This is a genomic window from Streptomyces sp. NPDC039430, assembly GCF_055639435.1.
The window spans coordinates 119,982-144,260 of sequence record NZ_JBVKAK010000003.1 but is presented as its reverse complement, the minus strand read 5'-3'; the positions used below and the strand labels follow the sequence as shown (position 1 = coordinate 144,260).

Below are 24,279 nucleotides of genomic sequence, written 5' to 3'. Positions count from 1 at the left end.
TCCCTGCAACACCCTTGACACCACACGACACTTGGCCCCTACTGGACCCTGCGCTCCCGTTTGACAACGTTGTCCAACTTGGTACGCAGGACGAAAGGCTCGGTATGCGGCAGAGAACCGGACCCCGGCGCAGACAATGGCATACGGCCGCCCTGGTGGCGGCCGCCTCGCTGCTCGTCGTAACAGCACAGTCGGCGGCTATAGCACAACCCGTTCAACCGAAGTCGGCGGAAAAGGAATTCGCCTCCTCCTTCGAAACGGACGATCCCCAGCCGGAATGGCGCAACACCGTCGAAGTGGGACCCGATGGAGAGAAACGGGCATCCGGCGTCGACGGCGGCTTCACCAACGGAATTCCGGGCAATGTCACGGACCGGGTCGTGGAGCTGCGGGCCAGCGGCGAGAACACGGGCGGCGGTGAGACCAAGGAGAACCTCGTCGACGTCCAGCCGGCCACGAAGTGGCTGGCGTTCGAGCCCACCGCCTGGATCGAGTTCGGTCTCGACGAACCGGTCAAGGTCGTCACGTACGCGCTGACCTCCGCGAACGACCATGCCGAGCGCGACCCCAAGGACTGGACGCTCCAGGGCTCCGCCGACGGCAAGGAGTGGAAGGAGCTGGACTCCCGGAAGGGGGAGACCTTCACGGAGCGGTTCCGGACCAAGTCCTACGACGTCGCTGTCGAGGCCCCGGCCGCCTACCGCCACTTCCGGCTGGACATCACCGCGAACAACGGCGCCTCGGACGCGACCCAGCTGGCCGACGTGCAGTTCTCCGACGGGGACACGAGCACGCCCGCGCCGCAGGACATGCGCACGCAGGTGGACCGCGGCCCCTCCGGCTCCCCCACCGCCAAGGCCGGCGCCGGATTCACCGGCACACGTGCGCTGAAGTACGCCGGTACGCACCAGCCGGAAGGGCGGGCGTACTCGTACAACAAGGTCTTCGACGTCCACACGGCCGTGCGGCGCGACACCGCGCTCTCGTACCGGATCTATCCCTCCCTCCCGGAGACCGATCTGAACTATCCGGCCACGAACGTCTCGGTCGATCTCGCCTTCACGGACGGGACCTATCTGAGTGATCTGAAGGCGACCGACGCGCACGGCGGGCTGCTGACCCCGCAGGGCCAGGGCGACGCCAAGCGGCTCTACGTCAACCAGTGGAACCAGGTGGACGCCCGGATCGGCGCCGTGGCGGCCGGCAAGACCGTCGACCGGATCCTGGTGGCGTACGACTCCCGCACCGGCCCCGCGAAGTTCCAGGGCTGGATCGACGACATCAGCCTCGCGCCCAAGCCCGCCGAGAAGCGGCTCGCGCGTCTGTCGGACTACGCCTCCACCACCCGCGGCACCAACTCCAGCGGCTCCTTCTCGCGCGGCAACACCTTCCCCGCGACCGCCGTGCCGAACGGCTTCAACTTCTGGACGCCGGTGACCAACGCCGGGTCCACCAGCTGGCTCTACGAGTACAGCCGCGCCAACAACGCCGACAACCTGCCGACCGTGCAGGCCTTCAGCGCCAGCCATGAGCCGAGCCCCTGGATGGGCGACCGGCAGACGTTCCAGCTGATGCCGTCGGTGGCCGCCGAGACGCCCGAGGCGTCCCGTACGGCGCGTGCGCTGCCCTTCCGGCACGAGAACGAGACCGCGAAGCCGCACTACTACGGCGTGACGTTCGAGAACGGTCTCAAGACCGAGATGACGCCGACCGATCACGCGGCGATGATGCGGTTCACCTATCCCGGTGACAACGCCAGCGTGGTGTTCGACAACATCTCCAACGCGGGCGGACTCACGCTCGATCCGGCGACCCGTTCCTTCTCCGGCTTCTCCGATGTCAAGAGCGGACTGTCGACCGGCGCGACACGGCTTTTCGTATACGGCGTCTTCGACGCGCCCGTCACCGCGAGCGGCAAGCTTTCCGGTGGCGGCGGCGCCGATGTCACCGGCTATCTGCGCTTCGACGCCGGCAAGGACCGTACGGTCACCCTGCGCCTGGCGACCTCGCTGATCAGCCTCGACCAGGCCAAGAAGAACCTCGCCGACGAGATCCCCGCCCCCACCCGCTTCGAGCGGGTCAAGGACCGGGCGCAGAGCGCCTGGGACGCCATCCTGGGCCGGGTGGAGGTGGAGGGCGCGGACCACGACCAGCTGACGACGCTTTACTCCAGCCTCTACCGGCTGTATCTGTATCCCAACTCCGGCTTCGAGAACACCGGGACGAAGTCGCGCCCGAAGCAGCAGTACGCCAGCCCGTTCTCCCCGCAGACCGGGCCCGACACCCCGACGCACACCGGCGCGAAGATCGTCGACGGCGAGGTGTACGTCAACAACGGCTTCTGGGACACGTACCGCACGACCTGGCCCGCGTACTCCCTCCTCACCCCGAAGAAGGCGGGCGAACTGGTCGACGGCTTCGTCCAGCAGTACAAGGACGGCGGCTGGATCTCCCGCTGGTCCTCCCCCGGCTACGCGGATCTGATGACCGGCACCAGCTCGGACGTGGCCTTCGCCGACGCCTACGTCAAGGGGGTCGACTTCGACGCGGAGGCGGCGTACGAGGCGGCGCTGAAGAACGCGACGGTGGTACCGCCCAGTTCGGGTGTGGGCCGCAAGGGCATGGAGACGTCGCCGTTCCTCCGCTACGCCTCCACGCAGACCCATGAGGGTCTGTCCTGGTCACTGGAGGGCTACCTCAACGACTACGGCCTGTCGAAGATGGGCGAGGCGCTCTACAAGAAGACGAGGAAGGAGCGCTACAAGGAGGAGTCCGAGTACTTCCGCAACCGCGCCCAGAACTATGTCTCGCTCTTCGACTCGAAGGCCGGCTTCTTCCAGGGCCGCGACCTCAAGGGCGACTGGCGGGTCCCCTCGGACGCGTTCGACCCGCGGGTATGGGGCTACGACTACACCGAGACGAACGCGTGGGGCTACGCCTTCACGGCGGTCCAGGACAGCCGCGGGCTCGCCAACCTCTACGGCGGACGCCCCGGTCTCGGGGACAAGCTGGACACCTACTTCTCGACCCCCGAGACCGCCGGCCCCGAGTTCGTCGGCTCGTACGGCGGCGTCATCCACGAGATGACGGAGGCGCGTGACGTACGGATGGGCATGTACGGCCACTCCAACCAGGTCGCCCACCACGCCGCGTACATGTACAACGCGGCCTCGCAGCCCTGGAAGACCCAGGAGAAGGTGCGCGAGGTCCTGGGGCGGCTGTACGTCGGCAGCGAGATCGGCCAGGGCTACCACGGCGACGAGGACAACGGCGAGCAGTCGGGGTGGTACCTCTTCTCCGCGCTCGGCTTCTACCCTCTGGTGATGGGCAGCGGGGAGTACGCGGTCGGCTCGCCGCTCTTCACCAAGGCGACCCTCCGTCTGGACAACGGCCGCACGCTGGTCGTCAAGGCGCCGAAGAACAGCGACAAGAACATCTACGTCCAGGGGCTGAAGGTCAACGGCAAGTCCTGGAACTCCACGGCGCTCCCGCACGATCTGCTGGCGCGCGGCGGGCAGCTGGAGTTCGCGATGGGCCCGAAGCCGTCGTCCTGGGGCACGGGCAAGAACGCGGCGCCTGTCTCGATCCAGCAGGACGACAAGGCCCCGTCACCGCGCACGGACGCCCTGACCGCGTCGGGCCCGCTCTCCGACAACTCCTCGGGCACCTCGGCGCCGGTCGAGTCCGTGGAGCTGCCGGTGGCGTCGGCGACGAAGGCGGTCCAGTACACGCTGACGTCATCCACGGCCGCGAAGGCCCCGGCCGGCTGGACCCTCCAGGGCTCGGCGGACGGCACGACCTGGCGGACGCTGGACACGAGGACGGCGCAGTCCTTCGCCTGGGACCGGCAGACCCGGATCTTCACGGTCGCCAAGCCGGGCACGTACGCGAAGTACCGCCTGGTGAGCGACGCTCCGTCGACCCTGGCGGAGGTGGAACTGCTCCGCTAGCGCAATGAGCGGAGCGGCCGGGACGGGACACCTGCCGACGCGGGTGCCCCGTCCCGGCACGCCGGGACCCACTCGGACCGGCCCCCGACACGGCCCCAGCCCCTGAGTCCCGCCTGGCCGGCGACGCCCCGCGGGCGGACGGCGCTGCTTTCGCAACACGCCCTAACACCCCACCCGACGCCCGATCCGCTCCCGCACGGCGGCCGCGCGGGGGTCGTCGTAACGACCCTCTCGCCTGCTCGGACGGGAGGGACGGCACGTGGAGATCACGCGTCGGTGATATCCGTCTTGGCGGCGCTGAGCATGCTTCCGGGGATGACGACCAGCCGTTCGTCCGCGGCGAGAGTGACGCCCTCCGGCAGTCGCGGACCGTAACGGGATGTGAGGTCCCGGCCGATCACCGCGATATCACCGTTGTCCAGCTGCCAGATGTCCGGGCACGCGTCGCGGCCATCGGAATGGCCCAGTTCCTCGGCCGACTTTCCGAGTCGCCGCTCGAATGACGCGGACGGATCCGCCTCCCAGGCACGTGTCATGACCTGCCTCCACTCGGGTTGATTGAGTGCGCAACTGCCAGGCAGTTTAGTGGGGGCGGGTTCGCGCCATCCAATGCCGTGAGGGCTGTGCCCCGTACGCGTACGTACGGGGCACAGCCCTCAACTGGCCGTGGTAAAGCCCTACTTGCGGATCAGGCTGCGCAGCACGTACTGCATGATGCCGCCGTTGCGGTAGTAGTCCGCCTCACCCGGGGTGTCGATACGGACGACCGCGTCGAACTCGACGCCCGTGTCCGTCGTCACCTTGACCGTGCGCGGGGTGGTGCCGTTGTTCAGCTCCGTCACGCCCGTGAAGGAAAAGGTTTCCTCACCGGTCAGGCCCAGGGCCTGCGCCGAGGCGCCCTCCGGGTACTGGAGCGGCAGCACGCCCATGCCGATCAGGTTCGAGCGGTGGATGCGCTCGTACGACTCGGCGATGACGGCCTTCACGCCGAGCAGCGCGGTGCCCTTGGCGGCCCAGTCGCGGGACGAGCCCGAGCCGTACTCCTTGCCCGCCAGGACGACCAGCGGGGTGCCGGCTGCCTGGTAGTTCTGGGAGGCGTCGTAGATGAAGGAGACCGGGGCGCCCTCGACGGTGAAGTCGCGGGTGAAGCCGCCCTCCGTGCCCGGGGCGATCTGGTTGCGCAGCCGGATGTTGGCGAACGTGCCGCGGATCATGACCTCGTGGTTGCCGCGGCGGGAACCGTACGAGTTGAAGTCGCGCCGCTCGACGCCGTGCTCCGTGAGGTACGTGCCGGCCGGGGTGTCGGCCTTGATCGCACCGGCCGGGGAGATGTGGTCGGTGGTGACCGAGTCGCCGAGCTTCGCCAGTACGCGGGCACCGGTGATGTCCTCGACCGGCGAGGTCTCCATCGTCATGCCCTCGAAGTACGGGGGCTTGCGGACGTAGGTGGACTGCGGGTCCCACTCGAAGGTGTTGCCGGTCGGGATCGGCAGCGCCTGCCACTGCGCGTCGCCCGCGAAGACGTCCGCGTAGGACTTGTTGAACATGTCCTCGCCGATGGCGTTGGCCACGACGTCGTTGACCTCGGCCTCGGTCGGCCAGATGTCTTCGAGGTAGACGGGCTTGCCGTCCTGGTCGATGCCCAGGGCGTCCTTGGTGATGTCCACCTTCATGGAGCCGGCCAGGGCGTACGCGACGACCAGCGGCGGCGACGCCAGGTAGTTCATCTTGACGTCCGGGTTGATCCGGCCCTCGAAGTTGCGGTTGCCGGAGAGCACCGAGGTGACCGCGAGGTCGTGCTCGTTGACGGCCTTGGAGACCTCCTCGGGCAGCGGGCCCGAGTTGCCGATGCAGGTGGTGCAGCCGTAACCGACGAGGTTGAAGCCGACCTTGTCGAGGTACGGGGTGAGGCCCGCCTTGTCGAAGTAGTCGGTGACGACCTTCGAGCCAGGGGCGAGCGTGGTCTTGACCCACGGCTTGCGGGTCAGGCCCTTCTCGACCGCCTTCTTGGCCACGAGCGCGGCGGCGACCATGACGTACGGGTTCGAGGTGTTGGTGCAGGAGGTGATCGCGGCGACGGTGACGGCGCCGTGGTCGATCTCGTACGTCGTACCGTCGGGGGCCGTGACCAGGGTCGGCCGGGTCGGCACGCCGTTGGCGGAGGCCGGGGCGTCGGAGGCCGGGAAGGACTCCTTGCCCGCCTCCTCGTCCTCGGAGACGTAGTTGCGTACGTCCTCCGCGAACTTCTGCTTGGCCTCGGCCAGGATGATGCGGTCCTGGGGGCGCTTCGGGCCCGCGATGGACGGGACGACCGTCGCGAGGTCCAGCTCCAGCTTCTCGGAGAAGTCGGGCTCGGCGGCCGGGTCGAGCCAGAGGCCCTGCTCCTTGGCGTACGCCTCGACCAGGGCGACCTGCTGGTCGCTGCGGCCCGTCAGGCGCAGGTACTTCAGCGTCTCGTCGTCGATCGGGAAGATCGCGGCGGTCGAGCCGAACTCCGGGGACATGTTGCCGATGGTGGCGCGGTTCGCGAGGGAGGTCGCGGCGACGCCCTCACCGTAGAACTCGACGAACTTGCCGACGACGCCATGCTTGCGCAGCATCTCGGTGATCGTCAGGACCAGGTCGGTGGCGGTGGTGCCGGCCGGCAGCTCACCGGTCAGCTTGAAGCCGACGACGCGCGGGATGAGCATGGAGACGGGCTGGCCGAGCATCGCGGCCTCGGCCTCGATGCCGCCGACGCCCCAGCCCAGCACACCGAGGCCGTTGACCATGGTGGTGTGCGAGTCGGTACCGACGAGGGTGTCGGGGTACGCCTGGCCGCCCCGGACCATGACCGTACGGGCCAGGTGCTCGATGTTGACCTGGTGGACGATGCCGGTGCCCGGCGGGACGACCTTGAACTCGTCGAAGGCGGTCTGGCCCCAGCGCAGGAACTGGTAGCGCTCCTTGTTGCGGCCGTACTCCAGCTCCACGTTCTGCGCGAAGGACTCCGGCGTGCCGAACTTGTCGGCGATGACGGAGTGGTCGATGACCAGCTCGGCCGGGGCCAGCGGGTTGATCTTCGCCGGGTCGCCGCCGAGTTCCTTCACGGCCTCACGCATGGTGGCGAGGTCCACGACACACGGCACACCGGTGAAGTCCTGCATGATCACACGGGCCGGGGTGAACTGGATCTCCTGGCTCGGCTGCGCCTGGGAGTCCCAGGAGCCGATGGAGCGGATGTGGTCGGCGGTGATGTTCGCGCCGTCCTCGGTGCGGAGCAGATTCTCCAGCAGCACCTTCAGGCTGTAAGGGAGGCGTGCGGAGCCCTCGACCTTGTCCAGCCTGAAGATCTCGTACGACTCGTCGCCCACCTGCAGTGTGCTGCGGGCGTCGAAGCTGTTCGCCGACACGACAGTCTCCTTCATCAATGTGCGCGTACTACCGTCATGCTGCCGCCACGACTCCTCGCCGATCCGCTAAGGTAAGGCTTAGTTAGGTCACCCTTACCGGCTGGCGGCCGCGGTACGCCTTCGGCAGATATCTCGATGTCGAGATAACTCTAGTACATGACCGCCGCGCGGTCATGCGCGGGTACGGTGTCCTGTCTCACCGAAGGCTGAGTGGATCTCATTGAAGTCTGAGCGCTCACGTCAGGCAGCTGAGCCGAGACACGCTAGCTGGAACCTGGTCTTGATTGTTGGCACCGAGTCTTGATGGCCGATGCCGAGACCTCGCCTTGTGAGCCGCTAGGTGGGCGTTACAGCCAGTTGAGCGCTGACGCAGGTTGAGGCGGCAAGAGACTGTCGGTAGCTGGTGGCAAGATCGCCGATATGAGTTTCGTACGAACTACTCCACCGCGGCCTGTCGAGGTGACAGCGGTCTTCCCCGAGCTGGCTCCGTTGGCACGTACTGCGGTGCGGCTGCATCCGCGTCCGGGGGCGCCTTCGGTCAGAGACAGCTCGGTCGGTGGGCCGTTGCTGTGGTCGGCAGGGGAGCCGTGGCCGCACTGTGAAGACGCGCATTTGCACGTGGACAGTGGATTCCGCCAGTCGCCGACCGAAGTGCGGCTCGAGAGGCTCTTGCAGTTCCGGTGGCGCCCTGACGTCCAGCCCACGCTCACGCCCGAGGAGGAAGTACTCAAGGAGAGCAATGCCGCGTGGCTCGCCAAACGGCTCGACGCCGGCCCTCCCGGGCCCGCCGAATGCCCGGTCCCGATGTTGCCCGTGGCCCAGCTGTTCCTGCGTGACATACCCCTGTTGCGGCCGCCCGGGCAGGCCGATCTGCTCCAGATTCTCTGGTGCCCGTACGAGCACGATCCGTATTACAAGCCGTCGACCGCACTGTTCTGGCGGTCGGCTGCGGAGGTCGGCGATGTCCTAGCCACACCACCGGAACCGTACGAGGCGGACTATCCGGGTTATGTACCGGAGCCGTGCGTGCTGGCGCCGGAAGCGATCACTGAGTACCCCAACAGCCTGGATCTGAGCTCGGATCTGCAGCTGGCGCTGGATGACTGGAGCAGGTGGCAGGCAGCCGGTGCCGGAGTGGACAGCTCCTACGCGGAGTATCCGCGGGAGTTCTATTCCATTCATCTGGGCAACGCACCCGGCTGGAAGGTCGGTGGTTGGCCGCCGTGGGGCCGCACCGACCCGAGCCCCCGGTACTGCGCTGTGTGCGAGGTACAGATGGTCCCGCTGCTGACGATCGCTTCCTGGGAGTGGGACGGCGATGAAGGCCGCACCTGGGTGCCGCAGGAAGACCAGACCGTCGCCCTCGCCTCTCACTACGCGGGCCAGAACCCCTCGCAGCCGACGAGGGTAGAAGTAGGCAGCACGGACAACATGCAGATCTACGTCTGCCCGGCCTCCCCCGAGCATCCGCACACCGACCTGATCCAATGAGCTGTCCAGCTTGCTGCACACCCTCACGTAGCCGGTGACAGAAGGGCTGCCGAGTCGGAACTGGTTCCAACATGAATGGCAGTCCACTGCAGGTTGCAAGAAGCGTGACCCGATGGTTCCAACAAGCGTGTCCCGCAAGGTCAGGATCTTCAGGCCACGACACAACGTTGGTTCCAACTATCTTGTCCGGGCTCAGCAGCGGAGGGCGCGGGGGACCGTTTGGGCCGCCGACGACGTGCCTTGCGGCGCTTGGAGGCCATGATCTGCAGGTTGGCGACGGACACTGACACGTTGTGGGTGTCCATGAGCTCGACCCAGATCTCCTTGGCACTCATCCCCTTGTCGATCATTGAGGTGATGAGGGCCTGGTCCTGTGCTTCGAGGGCGGTGCGCCGTCGGCGTGTGCTGCGAGCTGGGAAGATCGCGTAGTTCAGGACGCGGCGGACCAGCCAGCGTGGGACTGCCCAGGTCTCCGAGAGGGCCCGGATCGACATGGTTCCGTCCAGCGCGTCGTGCTGGATCAGCACCGTCATGTCGACGCCATGCCGACGGAGTGCCTTGTGCTGGTGGAGATGGAGAGCGCGGGCAGTCGGCTTGGAACGGCCTCGGGGCGAGCTGGCATCGGAGAGGGCATGCTGCAGAGCCTCGGCTGAGCGTCCTGACACTGCCGAGAGCCGTTCGATCTGGGGCTTCCCGGCCCAGAACGGTGGTCCGCAGACGAATCCATGCAGGTAGCTGGGCTTGAGATGGTTGGCTCGCGCCAGTCGACGAATGTAGGAGTCGGTGGTCTCGCCAACGCGAGGCCGGGCATTGACGGGCAGCTGTGCGATGCGCTCGGAAAGTTCAGAGGTCATCGGCCGCGCTTCGACGATGGGGTGAACCCACTCTGGGCGGAGTGGTCCAGCGGGACCGCTTCCAGCGACTTCTTCGTGATCTTCTCGGTGCCTGTGAGGATCGCGTCGATGGCTGCGCCGCGGATGGCGTGCGACAGTGCCCCGATCATGCCGCCCGTGCGGTCGTGCAGGTAGCGGTCGAGCTCGACCAGTGCTCCCGGCCGGTGACGGCGGAGGCGGAGGGTGCTCTCCAGCGTCGCGACCAGGCCCTGCCATTCGGCTCCGTAGGGGAACGCGTGGGTGGGCACCAGTGTGAACCGTCCGGCGATCTGTGCCCCACGCGTTCCGGACAGAAGGTTGCTGTGCTCGATGTTGATGCCTGCATAGACGAAGGTCGCGGGGATGCGTTCGGAGAAGTACTTGAGGGTGTCGGAGACCTCGGCGCCGATGCGACTGGTCAGCGAGATGTTGTGCAGTTCATCGACCAGGATCAGGCCGGTGTGGCTGTCGGTGCAGACGCCGACGACGGCCTCGATCAGGTCGGTGATGTTCGAGCGGCGGTGGACGGGAAGACCGAGGAAGCGGGCGAACTCAACTGCGACCATGCGAGCGGTCGCGGCTGGCGGGACGGTGATGTAGACGACCGGGATGCGGCCCGTGGCATGTGGATGTCGTGCTCGGTCCAGGAGCTCGTGGGCTCGCCCGAGTTGAGTGATCGCAATCGTCTTGCCGGTGCCGGCGGGCCCGGAGACGATCAGTCCGCGTCGAGCGCTGATCGCGTGCCGGTTCAGCAGCACCAGGCGCCGCCCGCAGGTCACCGTGCGGCGGACCACTGAGGTGGCGACGACGAGCAACCGCGCATGGTGATCAATCCGGACCTCATGGTCAAGGCTTCGCTCATGATCCGAGAGCCCGGCGTACCCATCCGCGGCCAACAGCTCTGGAGGAGCGGGAGGTTCGGCCGTGAAGCGATGCCAGCCCTCACGGGTGGTCAGGTGGAGGCCCGCCTCATCGTCCGTGGTCTCCAGGGCGGTGCCGGCGGTGGCATTGAAGTTGGTCACTTTCGCCTCCAAGGGTCTTCCAGGGGTTCGAACAAGCCCAGGGGGATCACTTCGGCGAGCGACTCGTCCTCCGTGGGCGGGGGAACCGACTCGGCGGATGACGGCTGTGCTCGGGTGACGTCGGAGGAGGAACCCGCAGCCCGGGTTCGGGCCGTGACCCGCTTGTCCCGAGCGGTGCGTCTGGGCTTGGCCGTCGCTCCAGGGCCGGCGTGTGCCCTGGCCAAGAGGTCGGAGACAGCGTCTGCAATCTCAGCTTCGGTGCCCTCGGGCAGTCCGCGCGCGGCGTGATCCCAAGCCATCTCCCCGAACGGAACGGGGACGCGGCGCAGATGTTTCCAGGCTGCTTGCATCCACTCGCCGTCTCCGAAGTGGTTGCGTACCCAGATCCGAGACACGTCGTAGGGGTCGTGGTGGATCTCCCAAAGACCCTTCTTCGCCCGCACTCCGGAGTCCTGCCGCCGAAACGGTGTCAGCTCAGGGCCGTCGTAGGTGCGGCGCTTGATCTTGATGCCGTAGTCGTTGACCGCGCGCCAGACGGCTGGCAGCAACTCGCTGTAGTCGTCGCCGCTGAGCGCGACCGGGACGTAGCCGCAGGCCTCGACGAGAGCCGCGTATCTCTCGTTCGGTGTGAACGACCTCCCTGGATGGGAGGGGTCCCGAAGCCCATCGTGGCGGCGATTTTGCCACCGGGCGACGAGCCCCGTCCAGCAGCTCCTGCAGTTCCAGCAGTGACCACAGCGGTTGCCGGTCCAGCCGCCGCCCACGACGATCCGTGTTGCGGCCGGTGAACCCTGACAGGAACTGAACGAACAGGGTGCCCACCGAGCTCAGCATCTTCTCGATGTGCCCCTTTTCGAAGGGCGAGCCCTTGTGAGCAGGCTGAACGTCGATCTCCAGGAACCGGCAGGAGGCAAGGAAGTTGTGGCGTGAGGGCAGCTCGACCGCTTGCGCTTCTTCGCGGGACTTGAGGATCTCGCCGGTCCGCCAGAGCAGGAACGCGCCGTTGCGAGTGGAGGCGTCCACGGCCTCGCTGATCGCTTGCTGCATCGCCGCGACCACCTCGGCGTCCACAGTCCCGTACTTGGGTGTCTTCCGTGCCGCCCGCCGGTCTGCCAGCCCGAGGACACCGCCGGTCTCGTAACTGCGACGCTGACTGCCGACCGTGCTCGCGCTCACCTTGTGCCCGGCTGCGGACAGCTCGGCAGCCTTGGCTCGCTCCCGAGCAGTGAGCGAGAGGGCCAGCGCGTACTCCGGTTTCGGTTCCGTGCCCGGTGCTGCGTCGGGCGGCAGCCCATGCAGGACCTCCAGGACGTGGGCCTCCCACCACAAGGCCTTCTCCAAGACCGCCGACGGCAACGTCTCCAGCAGCGACGCCGAGGGCAGCGGCATCCGGCCAGGACCACCGGACACCTCGAAGTCGTCGGCTGCGAACAGATCAGCAGGGGGAACCGCTCGCGGCTCTTTGCCGAGGTCCGAGACGGTGATCGAGCGGGCGGAGACAGCCAGGATGACCCGTACCTGTCCGTCGAAGCGGATCCGTTCGCCCACCACGAGGGCTCGGGGGCGGACCAGGCGACCCATCATCGTCCCTTCGCGATGTGCACGGTGCTGTCCGGGCCCAGCAGCTGGGATACGACATCCGCCTCCAGCACCTGGGACCACAACAGGTGGAACACGACGGGCAGAACCCTGAGCGGATCACCAGCCTCAATGGCCCCTGCCATCAGTCCAGTTGGCTCACTGAAGACACGGACCAGCTCATCGACGACGTCCTGCCGGCGGCAGCGGGGCCTTCGATATCGGGCCAGCCATCACATGTTCGCCATCAGTACTGGGTCCGGAACCCCAACGCGTACGAACTCCCACCCCACCGCCTGGCAGGCCCGCTCCGTTGCCTCGAAGGCCGTGGCGGCAGCCTCATCCACCTGGTCATCGGCACGGACGTCAACGACCCGACATCGGCCATCCGCCAGGCGCACGAAGTAGTCCGGAGCGTGCCGACGCTTCCGTGAATCGGCGTGCCAGTGGAGCCAGAAGGGCTGAGAGGCGATCCCCGTCACATCCGTGCTGGCGTCGAGGAGGATCAGCTGATCCCGCTCCAGCCACGACTCGTACCCGACGTGGCCACCGGTTGTTGCTGTCCAGTGCCATCCCGCGAAACTTCTCCCACCCTTGAACCAGTGGAACGGGCGCACCGGCTCGACGTGCTCGAAGCACGTGTTCCAACTGGCTCGCAACGGTCGCCGAACCTCCCCGCCGCCCTCGTAAAAGCGCAGGTCAAAGGTGTCAAGCGCCGACTGTACGTACTGTGTTCGCGATCTCTGCCGTCATGTGCCCCTGCCGCCCCTGGCTGCCTCGTGAAGATCAGACTCTCCAGGGCTGACGGAAAAGCTGCAGGTCAGACGGTGAAATCCCCCGCGCGTATGAATGACCACTCAAACTTGGGTGAGACGAACCCGTGAGTCACCAGGCTTCGGTGAGATCGCTCAGCCTTCGGTGAGACAGGACATACGGCGCGGCTCCGCTCCCGTGGCTGGGGCCCGTGTCCGCTCTCCTCCGATCAGCGGCGTTTGACGGCGACCCCGGTCGTTCCGGCTTCCGGCCGGCGAACCCGGGGGGTGTCGCAGGGGCAGGGCGAGCGCGTCGGACACCACATGCGCCACCACCTCGGGCATCAGCTCAGCCGGACGGCGTGACCGGGGACCACACGCCGAACCACTGTTCCGCGCCCCACTCCTCGAACCGTTGCGCCTCGGTGAACCCCAGCTTCGCCGCGAGGCGCGTCGAGCGGGCGTTGGCGGTCTGGGTGCAGAGCACCAGCGGCTCGCCTGGAAACGCGGCGGCGAACCAGTCGAGTGCCGCCGCGCACGCCTCGGCGGCGTATCCGCGCCCCCATGCCTCCGGCAGGAACATGTAGCCGAGCTCGGCCTCTCCGGCGTCCGGACGGACGTGACCCGGGCGGTCCGCGTCGCGCCGGTCGAGCGTGATCGTGCCGATCATCGCTCCGTCGAGATCGATCACGAAAAGGCCGGGGCGCCGCCCGGGCACCTCGGGCACCGCGCGTTCCAGCTCATCACGCGGTCGGGGGCCGCCGAGGTGGACGCGCACCTCCGGCGAGGCGAACAGCTCGATGAACGCCGCGCGGTCCCGGGCCTCGGACTCGCGGAGCACGAGCCGTTCGGTCCGTATCGGGGCGGGTGGCCAGACGACGGGGCGGAGTTCGGTCATGCCGGGGAACCCACCGGCACGTTGTACGACATCAGGGCGGCCTGCCGCGGCCGGCCGGCCGGGGCCGCGGGTACGCGCAGTTCGGTGATCGCGCAGTTGCGCATCGCCGGGAACACGCGCCGGTACTCGCTCCCGGGGATGCCCAGCAGCCGGCACAGGACCAGCCGGAACAGCGTGTTGTGCGCGACCGTCAGCACGCGCTCCCCCCGGCGGGTGTCCGCGAGGCGGAGCAGGGCCTCGGCGCCGCGGGCCGCCGCGGCCGTCGGGTCCTCCCCGTCCGGCAGGGGGTGGGCGGCCGGGTCACGGCGGAACGCCGCCACCTCGCGGGGATGGGTCGCTTCGAGTTCGGCGATGGTCCGGCCCTCGGCGATCCCGAAGTCGACTTCGAGCAGGTCCGGTTCGACGACGGCCTCCAGCCCCGTCATCCGGGCCGCGGGCTCCGCCGTGCGCCGGGCGCGGGAGAGGGGAGAGGTCACGATCGCGTCGAGTCCGGCGCCCGCGGCCCACACACCGAGCGCCTCGGCCTGCACCAGGCCGCGCGGGGTCAGATCGATGTCGCTGATTCCGGTGTAGCGGTTCTCGTCATGCCAGACGGTCTCGCCGTGGCGGGCGAGGAAAAGAGTGGTGCTGGTCGTCATCCGTGCTCCCGTGCGTAGGCGGCCGCGTCCGGGGGCAGCCAGCCGCGCTCTTCGAGGGCGTCGACCAGGGTCACGAAGGGCCCGTCGAACCGCCGGCCGGCCTCCGGTCGCGGTTCCAGAATCGTACGGATGCGCACCATGCGGCGGGCCGCGTCGTCGCCCGTCACCGCGTGGGCGGCGAGCACCGCCATGCCGAGGGCGGAGTCGGCCTGTTCGGGGAGGGCGGCGGGCCGGCCCAGGACGTCCGCGCGCAGCTGGTTCCAGTAGCCGCTGCGGGTGGCGCCGCCGGTGAAGGTGACCGGTCCGTCGATCGGGGCGCCCAGGAAGCGTACGTACGCCAGACAGAGCCGCTCGGCGAGCGCGACGCCCTGGAGCAGCGCCGCGTAGTGATCGGCGTCGTCGGAGGGGCGGCCGAGCGTGAACGCCTCGGCGTCCGCGGCCAGGAACGGGAAGCGTTCGCCGCGGGAGACCAGGGGGTACGCGACGACGCTCGCCGGCTCCCGGTCCGCGGCGAGGCGGTCGAGGCGTGCGAGATCGGCTCCGGGGAACGCGTGGGTCAGGGCGCCCGCCCCGACGCTGGAGGCCCCGCCGGGGAGCCAGTGCCCGTCCGGGGAGCGGTGGTTGTAGAGGACACCGGCGGGGTCGCGGAGCGGGGTGGCGGTGACGCCCTTGAGGACGAGTGTGGTGCCCAGGACTGTGTTCCACCGGCCCACCTCCCAGGCGCCCGAGCCGAGTTGGGCCGCGCAGCCGTCCGTCATGCCCGCGATGACCGGGGTGCCCTCGGCCAGGCCCGTGTCGGCCGCCGCCTCGGCGCACACCGTACCGAGCTGGGTGCCGGGGGCCACCACGGCGGGGAAGTCGAGTCCTGACAGGCCGAGCCGGTCGTGGACGGCGGTGGGCCAGGAGCGGGTGTGGAGGTCGTAGCCGGTCTTGAGGGCGTGGCTGGAGTCGGTCGCCACGGGCCGCCCGACCAGGCGTGCGGTGATGAAGTCCGGCTGGTGGCAGACGCGGGCGCCCCGGAGGGTGCCGCTGTCGCCGGAACCCTTCGCGCCGCCGCCCGCGCGCGCGCCCGGGCCGGCGCCGGTGAGCCAGAGCAGTTTGGCCAGCGCCCAGCTCGGCTGGATACGGAGCCCGAGCGCGTCCCACACCTCGGCGCCGGTCTCCTGCGCGTACCGCGCCTCCGCTCCGGCCCGGCCGTCGTCGTACATCAGCGCGGGGGTCAGGGGCACCCCGCGCGCGTCGGTCAGCAGGACGGTGCCCGACGTACCGCACACCGCGACCCCCCGTACGCGCGCACGCCCTCGCGTGGAAGCGGTGGAAGCGGAAGTGGACGCGGACAGGGCGGTCAGCGTCCGGCGGATGGCGTCACCCGCGGCCCGCCACCAGTCGGCGGGCAGTTGTTCATGGCGGTCCCCCTCGCGGTGACCGGTGAGCGGGGCGGCGCCGCGGCCGAGTACCCGCCCGTCGTCGGTGACAGCCAGAGCGCGTACGCTCTGCGTCCCCAGGTCGACTCCCAGCCACACGTCCTGGTGGCGTACGCCCTGGTGGCGTGGGTCCGTCACAGGTTCCCGCCTTCTCGTCTTCTCGTCTTCTCGTCGTCGTCCGGAGTTCCCGCGGATGTTGATCTCACGATGCATTTCACACCCTGGATGCGGATTTCATGGAGGGCTTCGGCGCGGCTTCACGGACCCGGACTCCGCGTCCCACCTGGTAAGGAACGGACTGACGCGGCGTCGGACGGGTTGACCAGGCCATCGACCGTGGTGAAGACTGCCGAACGGTACCTCAACAATCTATGTTATAACCTCAGGGCTTCATGTTATTCATGAGGTGAACAGGACCGAGGAATGTCACAGGACAAGAGCCAGCGGGGTCCCATAGAGCGCCGCCGGGAGATTTCCGATCATGTGCTGACCGAGGGCTCGGCATCGGCGTCGGACCTGGCGGAGCGGTTCGGCGTGAGCGTGATGACGATCTACCGCGATATCGACGAGCTGGAGAGCGAGGGCGTCCTGCGGAAATTCCGCGGGGGTGTCACCGCGCAGCCCTCCGGGGTGTTCGAGAGCAATGTCGCCTACCGCAAGAAGTCCATGCGGCCGGAGAAGGAAGCGCTCGCCGCGAAGGCCGCGACGCTGATCGACCCCGGTATGTCGGTGATGATCGACGACTCGACCACCGTGCTGGAACTGGCCCGGCTCCTGCCCCGTATCGAACCGCTGACCGTCGTCACCAACTTCCGCGAAGCGCTGAATCTGCTCGCCGGTGAACGCGGCATCCATCTGATGGCCCTGGGCGGCGACTACGACCCCCTGCACGACTCCTTCCTCGGGGTGCCCTGTGTGGAGGCCGTCGAGGCGCTGCGTGTCGACATGTGCTTCGTCTCCACCTCGTCCGTCTTCGGCGACTTCGCCTTCCATCAGGAACAGCGCATCGTGGCCGTCAAGCGCGCGATGCTCAAGGCCGCGGGCCGCAATGTGCTGATGATCGACCACTCCAAACTCGGCCGCACCGCGCTGCACCGGCTGACCCCGCTCTCGACGTTCGACCTGATACTGGTCGACGACCGCACCCCGCCCGAGGTGCTGCGCTCCCTCGACGAGAGCGGTGTCCACTACGAGGTCGCCGAGACCTGACCCTGTTCCCCTCTCCGTCCTGCCCAGGCCCCTCCCCGTGTTGCCCCGGCCCCCTCGTCCCGTCCCCGCCCCCTCGTCCCGCCCCGGGCCCCGGGGACCGGCCCCCGGTCCTCCGGCCCCCGTCCAGCCCCGATCGTCAAGGAGACCTCAACGATGAGAATCCTCGCCGCCGGCGACCACTTCGTCGCCCCCGATCTGTTCACCCGGGAGCTGACGGCCGAGATCGGCACGGACCACACCATCGGCCAACTGCGCCTCCCCTGGCCGCTGACGCCATTCGGGCCGGTCTCCGAGGTCGACGAGGCGTCCGGTGACGAGGACACCCTCCTCACCGCGCTGCGCGGGGCGCGGGTGTGCGTCACGCAGATGGCTCCGGTGACCCGCAAGGTGCTCGACGGCTCGCCCGATCTGCGGCTGGTCGTCGTCGGCAGGGGCGGTCCGGTCAACGTCAACCTCGACGCGGCGAAGGAGCGCGGCGTCCAGGTGTGCAACACCCCCGGCCGCAACGCGGCGGCCACGGCCGAGTACACCGTCGGGCTGCTGCTGGCCGCGATGCGCCGGATCCCGGAGACCTCGGCGGCGCTCGCGGCGGGCCGCTGGGCGGGCGAGTTCTACACGTACGACAACTGCGGTCCCGGTCTGGACGGGGCGACCGTCGGGCTGATCGGCTGCGGCGCGGTCGGCAGCCGGGTGGCCCGCGCGCTGACCGCCCTCGGCGCGCGGGTCTGTCTCTACGATCCCTACGCCGACCCGGACACGCTGCGCGCGTTCGGCACGCCCGTCACCGACCTGGACGAACTGCTGCGCCGCTCCGATGTCGTGTCGCTTCACGCGCGGCTCACGCCCGAGACGCGCGGGCTGCTCGGCGCCCGCGAACTCGCCCTGCTGCCCGAGGGCGCGGTGGTGGTCAACTGCGCGCGTGGCGCGCTCCTGGACGAGGACGCGCTCTGCGACGCCCTGGAGTCGGGCCGGCTCGCGGCGGCGGGGCTGGATGTGTTCGCCGTGGAGCCGCCGCCCGCGGACTCCCGGCTGCGTACCGCTCCCCGTCTGGTCATGACGCCCCATCTGGCCGGGGCCAACGTCTCCGTGGCGCACAACGCGGCGCGTATCGCCGCGGCGGAAGTGGGCCGGTTCCTGCGCGGCGAACCGCTCGCCCATCGTGTGATCTGACCTCGCGCCATGTGGCGGTACGCCACCTGGCGTCACCTGAACGTACACATGCCGTGGTGTGACGCCTTGTGAACGCTCGTCACGCTCGCCGTATCGACCGGAGGAGACAGGGTGTTCGTCGGACTGGACATGGGAACCTCGATCGTCAAAGCCGCGGCCTTCGCCGAGGACGGCACGGCACTGCGGGTGGAATCGAAGCCGATCTCGCTCGGCGGCCGGGGGGACGGTGTCGAGCAGGACGTCGAAGAGGTGGTCCTCGCCGCCACCGACGTCCTCGGCGCGGTGACCGGCGGACACGCGCCCGCCCTGGTCGCGATCACCGGTCAGGGCGACGGCCTGTGGCTGGTCGACGCCGAGGGGCGCGCCGTACGCCCCGCGCTGTCGTGGATGGACGGCAGGGCCGGTGGTCTCGTCGCCGGGTGGATGGACGACGGCACCGCGGAACAGATGTACCGGCGAACGGGGAACGTGCTCTTCCCCGGCTCCCCCGGGCCTCTGCTGGCGTGGCTCGACCGTAACGAGCCGGCGTCCCTGGACGCCGCCACAACCGCCGCGTGCTGCAAGGACGTCGTCCATCTGCGTCTCACCGGCGAGCGCGCCACCGATCTCTCGGACGCGTCCGTTCCGTTCCTCGATCCGCGCACCAGGACCTACTCGTCCGAGGCGCTCGCGGCCCTCGGGGTGGAGCACCGCGCGGGGCTGCTGCCGCCCATCGCGGAGACCCTGCCGTACGGGGAGGCCCATGGCCGCAGCACGGGCCTGTCGCGCGGTACCCCCGTCACCTCCGGTCCCTATGACCTTCCCGCGAGCGCGATCGGCGCGGGTGTGACCGAGCCCGGCGACGGGCTCCTGATCGTCGGTACCACCCTCGCGTGCCAAGTCGTGGTCGAGCGGGTCGCGTTCGACGACGACCCCGTCGGCTTCCATCTCGCGCTGGCCCGGCCCGACCGCCATATGCGGGCGCTGCCCGCGATGACCGGTACGGTCGCGCTCGACTGGGTGCTCGATCTCACCGGCACCACCCACGACCAGGTCTCCGGCATCCTGGACGCGACCCCGCGCGGCGCCCGGGGGGTCGCCGCGCTGCCTTATCTGTCACCGTCGGGCGAACGCGCGCCGTTCGTCGACCCCACCGCGCGCGCGGAGTTCACCGGTCTCGATCTGCGGGTCTCGCGCGAGGATCTGGTGCGGGGCATGTGCGAGGCGATCGCGTTCGCGGCCCGGCACTGCCTGGAGGCCGCGGGGCTCACCGGGGAGCTGGCCGTGTGCGGGGGCGGTACGCGCAGCCTCGCCTGGCTGCGGCTGTTCGCGGATGTCCTCGGCCGCCCGCTGCGGGTCGCGCGGGGGCCGGAACCAGGTGCGCGCGGCGCCGTGCTGGCCGCGGTCGAAGCCCGGGGAGCGGAGCTGGGACAGCACCTGGACATCGCGGCGTGGACCGCGCCCGACGCCGTCGTGGACCCGGATCCTGCGGGCGTCGCGTTCTACGAACAGGCCTATACCGACTATCTGTTCAGGGTCGGAAGCGCGCGTACCCGGTGGCGTGGGCCGGTCGCCGCCCGCTGAAGCGGCGGCCGGCCCACGCGGTCGTTCACGGGGGCGACGGGGGGATGGGACAGACGTTCACGGGGTGGGGCGGTCGTTCACGGGGTGGGTCCCGGTGGGCCGGTGATCAGCCGGACGGGGCCCATCAGGCCGGTGACACGCTGCCCGGGGAAGACGAAGTGGGTCGGGCTCGTGGCGTCCAGGTACGGGGCGAGCGTGCCGAACACGGTGATCTCGACCGTACGGTCCCCTGGGCCGGCCAGTCCCGTCAGATCGAAGACGTACGGAGAGCACACCCGCACCCCGGCGGTGACGCCGTCGACCCGGACCTCCGCCGTGCCGCGCACCCGCCCCAGATCGAGCGAGACCTGACCGGTACGGGTACGGGTACGGGTACCCGTACCGGCGTCGGCATCGGCATCGGCGGGCAGGGTCATCACGCGGCTGTAGCGGACACCGCCGCTGTACTCGGCGAGGCCGCGTGCCTCCCAGTCCCCGGTACGGATCCGCCCGGGGCCGACCTCGCACCGTACCGGGCCCGCCAGCGCGGCGCCGCCCTGGTGGCCGGGGCGGGTCTCCACCCGGAGCGTGGCCGTCCGGGTCCCCGAGGGGCCGTCGGCCGATAGATCGACGGTCACGGTATGGGCGCCGGCCACACCGCCGCTGTCAGGTCCGGTGCCTGCCAGGGAGGTCACGGTGTGTTCGCGACCGTCGATGAACACGGTCGTGGCGCCCTGCGTGTCGACCGTCAACCGGCGTGTTCCCGGCGGCAGTTCACACCGGAACCACTCCACCTCCGGCCGTGCTCCGGGAACGGCGAAGCCGACCGGTACGACCGTGCCGTCGTCGGCGTCCGGGTCCAGCCAGGCGGCGCCGGGGAGCGGATGCGGCCGACGGCGCAGATACAGCGCGGCCGGATCCCCCACCTGCTCCCGGCGCACCACGACCGGCAGGTGTTCGCCGGCGCGCTCGGCCCGCCATGTGCCGTCGCTGTGCACGGTCGTCACACACCGGCCATGGGGGTCGTAGAGGGCCGCGTCCACCAAGACGGCGGGGTCCGCACCGTCATCCGTCTCCACCACGAGCTGGTTGACGCCGATCCGCAGGGCCGACGCGATGTCATGCCGTCGTACGCGCGGCACGGTGTGTTCGGCGTACGGGTCGAACCCGCCCTGTATGCCGACCACATGACCGTTGACGCGCAGTACGCAGCGCCCCCGGGCCGCGATCTGGACGATCGCCCGGCCGGGAAGGTCCGTCACGGTCAGGCTCGTCGCCACCGAGGCACGGCCACCGGGAGCGAGGATCCACTCGGGCCGGCGGTAGCGTTCCGGGTCGCGTACGAGCGCCACGTGTGCGCGCAGATCGACGTCCTGGTCGGGTGTCAGATCCAGTTCGAGGAGATGGCTGCCGGGCGCGAGCCGTACCGGCCCCATGGCGAGATGGCCGCCGTCGTCCAGCGCGACGGGGACGCCGCCGAGCCGTACCGTCTTCGCCGCCGCGGCACCGATCGCCAGCTGTCCGTCAAAGGGGGCGTCCAGGAGCAGTTCGGTCCGGACGCGTGCCACCGTCCCCGCGTGGGTCGGGCCGATCCGTACGAACTCCTCGGGCACATGCCCCTTGGGTCCGAGGACGTCACGGTGGACCGGGTCCTTGTGGATGCCCCGGGTGTCGGACCATTCGAGCACCGACCCGCCGTCGCCACTGCCGTCGCCGTCTCTGTCACTGTCACTGTCACTGTCACTGTCGAGCAGGAGCGCGTGGGGCCCGAAGGTGGCGTGTGCCCGCGGCCGGGCCGGATCGCCCGCGCGTCCCCGCCGGAACGTACGGCACTCGACGACCACGGGACCGCCGACTCCTCCGGACGGGCCCGTCGCGGGCCGCGCGAAGTCGCCCCAGGTGTTGTCCATGGTCGGGACCAGCGTCATGTCCCACTCCGCGTCCGGCGGGACCTCGACCGCCGTCCGTGCCGCACCCGCCGCCCGTGCCGCCGCACCCGCCGTACGGGCCGCGCCCGCCGCGCGCGCCGCCGTCCGCGCCGGAAAGACCAGGACCACCGCGGGCCCTCGGTCGAACGGCACCTCGGCCTCCACGGCCCGTTCATCGTCCTCGACGGCCCGAACGGGTACGGTACGCGGCTCACCACCGAAGGGATCGAGCAGTACGGCCGGCCCCTCCACATCCCGGACCCGCACCTGTGCGTGGCGCACATAGCGCTCGGGGTCGAAGTCGTAACGGGCGTCGATCCAGCCCTGCGCGGCGCCCCGTTCGTCAGGAGCGGCGACCGCCGCGCGGGTCGCACGAGGCGCGTCGAACGAGGCGGCGGTCAGGAACACCACCGTCGCGTCGTCCACCCGGCGCGCGAGCGCGGGAACCGACGCCCGTACGACCGGTTCCGTCCCGGCCCGCACCGGGCCCTGTCCCGGGTCCCGTTCCCGCCGCAGCGCCTCGCCCAGCTCCTCCGCCGTGGGGACGAGGACGGCTCGGCCGTCGGCGAAGCACGCGCGCAACTCGTCCCGTACCTTGTCGGGCCCCTCGGCCCCGTCCCGGCCGATGACCTGCTCGGGGAGCACGCCGATCGCGATCAGCTCCCCTCCCCCCGAGGCGAATTCGATGAGCCGCAGCGCGGTGTCCTCTTCGAGCGCCGTGCACGCGGGCAGCACGACCGTCGCGTAGCTCTCGCCCGCCACGCACAGCCGCGCCCCCTCTCCCCCGTCCCTGACCAGGGCGCGGACGAGGGAGTCGTCGTCGATCACATCGGCGTCCAGACCCAGCCGGTCGGCCACCCCCGGCCGGGTCCTGAACCAGGTCATGTCCCCGACGAGTTCGAGATAGACCGCCTGGGCCCGGCGCGCGTCGGCGGAGACGCCGTCGAGTGCGGCGCCGGTCTGGGCGGTGGTCGTGGGCAGCAGGATCGCGGTGTCGCACAGATGGCTGCCGAGGCTGAGGATCGCGCACAGCCGGGTGACGGCGTCGGCGAAGACGCGATGGTGCGTCCAGTACGGCTGACGCCAGTCGGTGCCCGGCGGCGCCCACTCCCACCAGCCGCCCTTGGTCGTGTAGTAGACGGCGTGCGGGTTGTAGAGGGTCGCGCCGGCGCGCAGCCACGGCAGGAGCCAGTCGTAGGTCTCCTCCAGCGTGCCGCCCCAGCCGGTGGAGTGGAATGCCTCGATCCAGGTACGGGGCCTGCCGTACAGATGGGCGAGGGAGGAGTGGATCCGGGCGTCCCCGTGGTGGTCGGAGCCGGGCGCGGAGAACCAGCGGTGGGTACGGGCGTAGTCGGCGTACAGCTCGACACCGGCGACGGGGTGCCCGGCGCGGGCCGGGTCCTGCTGGTCGCAGCCGACGACCAGCCCGTGCCGTTCGTGCCAGGCGGCGAGCGGGCGGAAGAAGGCCGCTTCGGCGAGTTCGGCGCGGGTCAGATGGTAGTCGTGGCGGACCCGGTGGACGTCGGGGCGGTGCGCGCCGTCCTCGTACAGGGCGTCCAGGTGCGGTACGAGGTCGTAGCCGCGCAGCCGCCGGAAGGTGTCGGCGAACTCCGCCGACCAGGTGGGCAGGGAGGGCAGTTCGTCCTGGAACGAGCCGACGACGACGGTCCCGAGGCGGTCGCCGAGCCGCCGCTCGAACTCGCCGTGCACCCCGGCCAGCAGCGCCGCGCAGGCGTCCGTGCCGAGGTAGTCGAAGCCGAGGGCGGTGTGGTGATGGAGCGTCAGCCGCCACCGCCCGGGGCCGGGCGCCCGTACGATCGCGGACCGACCGTCCGCGACGAGCGGGAGAGGGATCGCGGGACCGGTGGGAGATCCGTCGCCGTCGACCGGTTCCGCGTGGCCGGCCAGCGGCAGCGCGTGGCGGGGGCAGCGCAGTTCGCCGGGGCCGTCGACCATCGCGCGTACGCGGTCGAGCCGGCGGCCCGCGTACCCGGGCCGCTCATCGACCAGACGTGCCTGGAGGTCGGCTCCGGAGAATCCGAGCTGATCGTAGAACCAGAGTCCGATGCCCAGGTCGCGCGCGTCGTCGCAGACGCCTTCGAGCAGCGCCCACCAGGCGTCGGAGAGGAACGGCGGGTCGTCGGCGTCGGCGCCGAACAGCGGTCCTGACGGGGCGAGGTTGAGCAGGACGAGGTTGAACACCCCGCCCTCCGCGAAGCGTTCGAGCTGGTCGCGCAGGCGCGCGCGGTCGAGCCGTTCCCCGCTCCACCACCAGATGGCGGTGGGCGAGAACGCGCGCGGCGGTTCGGTCAGGACCTCCGCGATGCTCGTGGGGAGGGAGGGTCCTACGTACGTCATGAAGTGTTCCTCAGCCTTGGTTCTCGGCCTTTGTACTCAGCCTTGGTTCTCAGCC

The 24,279-nt window shown here is 69.8% G+C and carries 17 protein-coding genes; 5 read left to right on the top strand and 12 right to left on the bottom strand.

Features of this window, described 5'->3' with window-relative positions; genetic code table 11:
• Positions 1–104 precede the first annotated feature (104 nt).
• Entirely contained in the window at positions 105–3,950 is a 3,846-nt protein-coding gene (locus ACZ7LS_RS09845) for a GH92 family glycosyl hydrolase (RefSeq protein WP_382665936.1), read from the top strand.
• Positions 3,951–4,216: 266 nt separating this feature from the next.
• On the opposite strand, the gene ACZ7LS_RS09840 is transcribed toward ACZ7LS_RS09845, so the two are convergent.
• Positions 4,217–4,486 (bottom strand): hypothetical protein, encoded by a 270-nt coding sequence (locus tag ACZ7LS_RS09840; protein WP_382871702.1) that lies wholly within the window; start codon positions 4,484–4,486, stop codon positions 4,217–4,219.
• A 141-nt stretch (positions 4,487–4,627) separates the two neighbouring features.
• Positions 4,628–7,342 (bottom strand): aconitate hydratase AcnA, encoded by a 2,715-nt coding sequence (acnA, locus tag ACZ7LS_RS09835; protein ID WP_382526392.1) that lies wholly within the window; start codon positions 7,340–7,342, stop codon positions 4,628–4,630.
• Positions 7,343–7,762: 420 nt separating this feature from the next.
• Here acnA and ACZ7LS_RS09830 point away from each other — a divergent pair, with 420 nt between their 5' ends.
• Positions 7,763–8,833: a hypothetical protein gene (locus ACZ7LS_RS09830; RefSeq protein ID WP_385134263.1), complete on the top strand. Its 1,071-nt coding sequence runs from the start codon at positions 7,763–7,765 to the stop codon at positions 8,831–8,833.
• A gap of 149 nt (positions 8,834–8,982) precedes the next feature.
• On the opposite strand, the gene ACZ7LS_RS09825 is transcribed toward ACZ7LS_RS09830, so the two are convergent.
• The 9 genes from ACZ7LS_RS09825 to ACZ7LS_RS09785 all read right to left on the bottom strand — a co-directional run bounded on the left by ACZ7LS_RS09825 (position 8,983) and on the right by ACZ7LS_RS09785 (position 16,155).
• Positions 8,983–9,687 (bottom strand): TniQ family protein, encoded by a 705-nt coding sequence (locus ACZ7LS_RS09825; protein WP_385134266.1) that lies wholly within the window; start codon positions 9,685–9,687, stop codon positions 8,983–8,985.
• Complete coding sequence (locus ACZ7LS_RS09820; protein ID WP_385134269.1) at positions 9,684–10,727, bottom strand: TniB family NTP-binding protein; 1,044 nt, start codon at positions 10,725–10,727, stop codon at positions 9,684–9,686. The genes ACZ7LS_RS09825 and ACZ7LS_RS09820 overlap by 4 nt, the downstream gene beginning before the upstream one ends.
• Complete coding sequence (locus tag ACZ7LS_RS09815; protein ID WP_385134272.1) at positions 10,724–11,275, bottom strand: Mu transposase C-terminal domain-containing protein; 552 nt, start codon at positions 11,273–11,275, stop codon at positions 10,724–10,726. The genes ACZ7LS_RS09820 and ACZ7LS_RS09815 overlap by 4 nt, the downstream gene beginning before the upstream one ends.
• A complete protein-coding gene (locus ACZ7LS_RS09810; RefSeq protein ID WP_385134275.1) occupies positions 11,202–12,311 on the bottom strand; it encodes a hypothetical protein in 1,110 nt (369 codons plus the stop codon). The genes ACZ7LS_RS09815 and ACZ7LS_RS09810 overlap by 74 nt, the downstream gene beginning before the upstream one ends.
• A complete protein-coding gene (locus tag ACZ7LS_RS09805) occupies positions 12,308–12,451 on the bottom strand; it encodes a hypothetical protein (protein WP_385134278.1) in 144 nt (47 codons plus the stop codon). The genes ACZ7LS_RS09810 and ACZ7LS_RS09805 overlap by 4 nt, the downstream gene beginning before the upstream one ends.
• An 87-nt stretch (positions 12,452–12,538) precedes the next feature.
• The gene (locus ACZ7LS_RS09800) at positions 12,539–12,964 is read right to left on the bottom strand and encodes a TnsA-like heteromeric transposase endonuclease subunit (RefSeq protein ID WP_385134281.1); all 426 of its coding nucleotides are present in this window, start codon (positions 12,962–12,964) and stop codon (positions 12,539–12,541) included.
• Positions 12,965–13,406: 442 nt separating this feature from the next.
• Complete coding sequence (locus tag ACZ7LS_RS09795) at positions 13,407–13,955, bottom strand: GNAT family N-acetyltransferase (RefSeq protein WP_385134284.1); 549 nt, start codon at positions 13,953–13,955, stop codon at positions 13,407–13,409.
• Positions 13,952–14,593 carry a histidine phosphatase family protein gene (locus ACZ7LS_RS09790; protein WP_382526371.1) on the bottom strand — a complete coding sequence of 214 codons (642 nt, stop codon included), beginning with the start codon at positions 14,591–14,593 and terminating at the stop codon, positions 13,952–13,954. Before ACZ7LS_RS09790 ends, ACZ7LS_RS09795 begins: the two co-directional genes overlap by 4 nt.
• A complete protein-coding gene (locus tag ACZ7LS_RS09785; RefSeq protein ID WP_385134288.1) occupies positions 14,590–16,155 on the bottom strand; it encodes an FGGY-family carbohydrate kinase in 1,566 nt (521 codons plus the stop codon). Before ACZ7LS_RS09785 ends, ACZ7LS_RS09790 begins: the two co-directional genes overlap by 4 nt.
• Positions 16,156–16,440: 285 nt before the next feature.
• On the opposite strand from ACZ7LS_RS09785, the gene ACZ7LS_RS09780 reads away from it, so the two are divergent.
• From ACZ7LS_RS09780 to ACZ7LS_RS09770, 3 genes are all read left to right on the top strand, one after another.
• Positions 16,441–17,226 (top strand): DeoR/GlpR family DNA-binding transcription regulator, encoded by a 786-nt coding sequence (locus ACZ7LS_RS09780; RefSeq protein WP_382526368.1) that lies wholly within the window; start codon positions 16,441–16,443, stop codon positions 17,224–17,226.
• Between the two features lie 153 nt (positions 17,227–17,379).
• Positions 17,380–18,396 (top strand): 2-hydroxyacid dehydrogenase, encoded by a 1,017-nt coding sequence (locus ACZ7LS_RS09775; RefSeq protein ID WP_382665947.1) that lies wholly within the window; start codon positions 17,380–17,382, stop codon positions 18,394–18,396.
• Positions 18,397–18,507: 111 nt separating this feature from the next.
• Positions 18,508–19,959: an FGGY family carbohydrate kinase gene (locus ACZ7LS_RS09770; protein WP_385134292.1), complete on the top strand. Its 1,452-nt coding sequence runs from the start codon at positions 18,508–18,510 to the stop codon at positions 19,957–19,959.
• A gap of 77 nt (positions 19,960–20,036) precedes the next feature.
• On the opposite strand, the gene ACZ7LS_RS09765 is transcribed toward ACZ7LS_RS09770, so the two are convergent.
• Entirely contained in the window at positions 20,037–24,224 is a 4,188-nt protein-coding gene (locus tag ACZ7LS_RS09765; RefSeq protein WP_385134295.1) for a glycosyl hydrolase, read from the bottom strand.
• Between the last annotated feature and the right edge of the window lie 55 nt (positions 24,225–24,279).

What these genes read in the sequence shown, in the direction of transcription:
- ACZ7LS_RS09810 (WP_385134275.1), bottom strand. Translation starts at nt 12,311, where the DNA reads ATGATGGGTCGCCTGGTCCGCCCCCGAGCCCTCGTGGTGGGCGAACGG.
- ACZ7LS_RS09795 (WP_385134284.1), bottom strand. Translation starts at nt 13,955, where the DNA reads ATGACCGAACTCCGCCCCGTCGTCTGGCCACCCGCCCCGATACGGACC.
- ACZ7LS_RS09790 (WP_382526371.1), bottom strand. Translation starts at nt 14,593, where the DNA reads ATGACGACCAGCACCACTCTTTTCCTCGCCCGCCACGGCGAGACCGTC.
- ACZ7LS_RS09830 (WP_385134263.1), top strand. Translation starts at nt 7,763, where the DNA reads ATGAGTTTCGTACGAACTACTCCACCGCGGCCTGTCGAGGTGACAGCG.
- ACZ7LS_RS09775 (WP_382665947.1), top strand. Translation starts at nt 17,380, where the DNA reads ATGAGAATCCTCGCCGCCGGCGACCACTTCGTCGCCCCCGATCTGTTC.
- ACZ7LS_RS09765 (WP_385134295.1), bottom strand. Translation starts at nt 24,224, where the DNA reads ATGACGTACGTAGGACCCTCCCTCCCCACGAGCATCGCGGAGGTCCTG.
- ACZ7LS_RS09780 (WP_382526368.1), top strand. Translation starts at nt 16,441, where the DNA reads ATGTCACAGGACAAGAGCCAGCGGGGTCCCATAGAGCGCCGCCGGGAG.
- ACZ7LS_RS09805 (WP_385134278.1), bottom strand. Translation starts at nt 12,451, where the DNA reads ATGGCAGGGGCCATTGAGGCTGGTGATCCGCTCAGGGTTCTGCCCGTC.
- ACZ7LS_RS09845 (WP_382665936.1), top strand. Translation starts at nt 105, where the DNA reads ATGCGGCAGAGAACCGGACCCCGGCGCAGACAATGGCATACGGCCGCC.
- ACZ7LS_RS09840 (WP_382871702.1), bottom strand. Translation starts at nt 4,486, where the DNA reads ATGACACGTGCCTGGGAGGCGGATCCGTCCGCGTCATTCGAGCGGCGA.
- ACZ7LS_RS09825 (WP_385134266.1), bottom strand. Translation starts at nt 9,687, where the DNA reads ATGACCTCTGAACTTTCCGAGCGCATCGCACAGCTGCCCGTCAATGCC.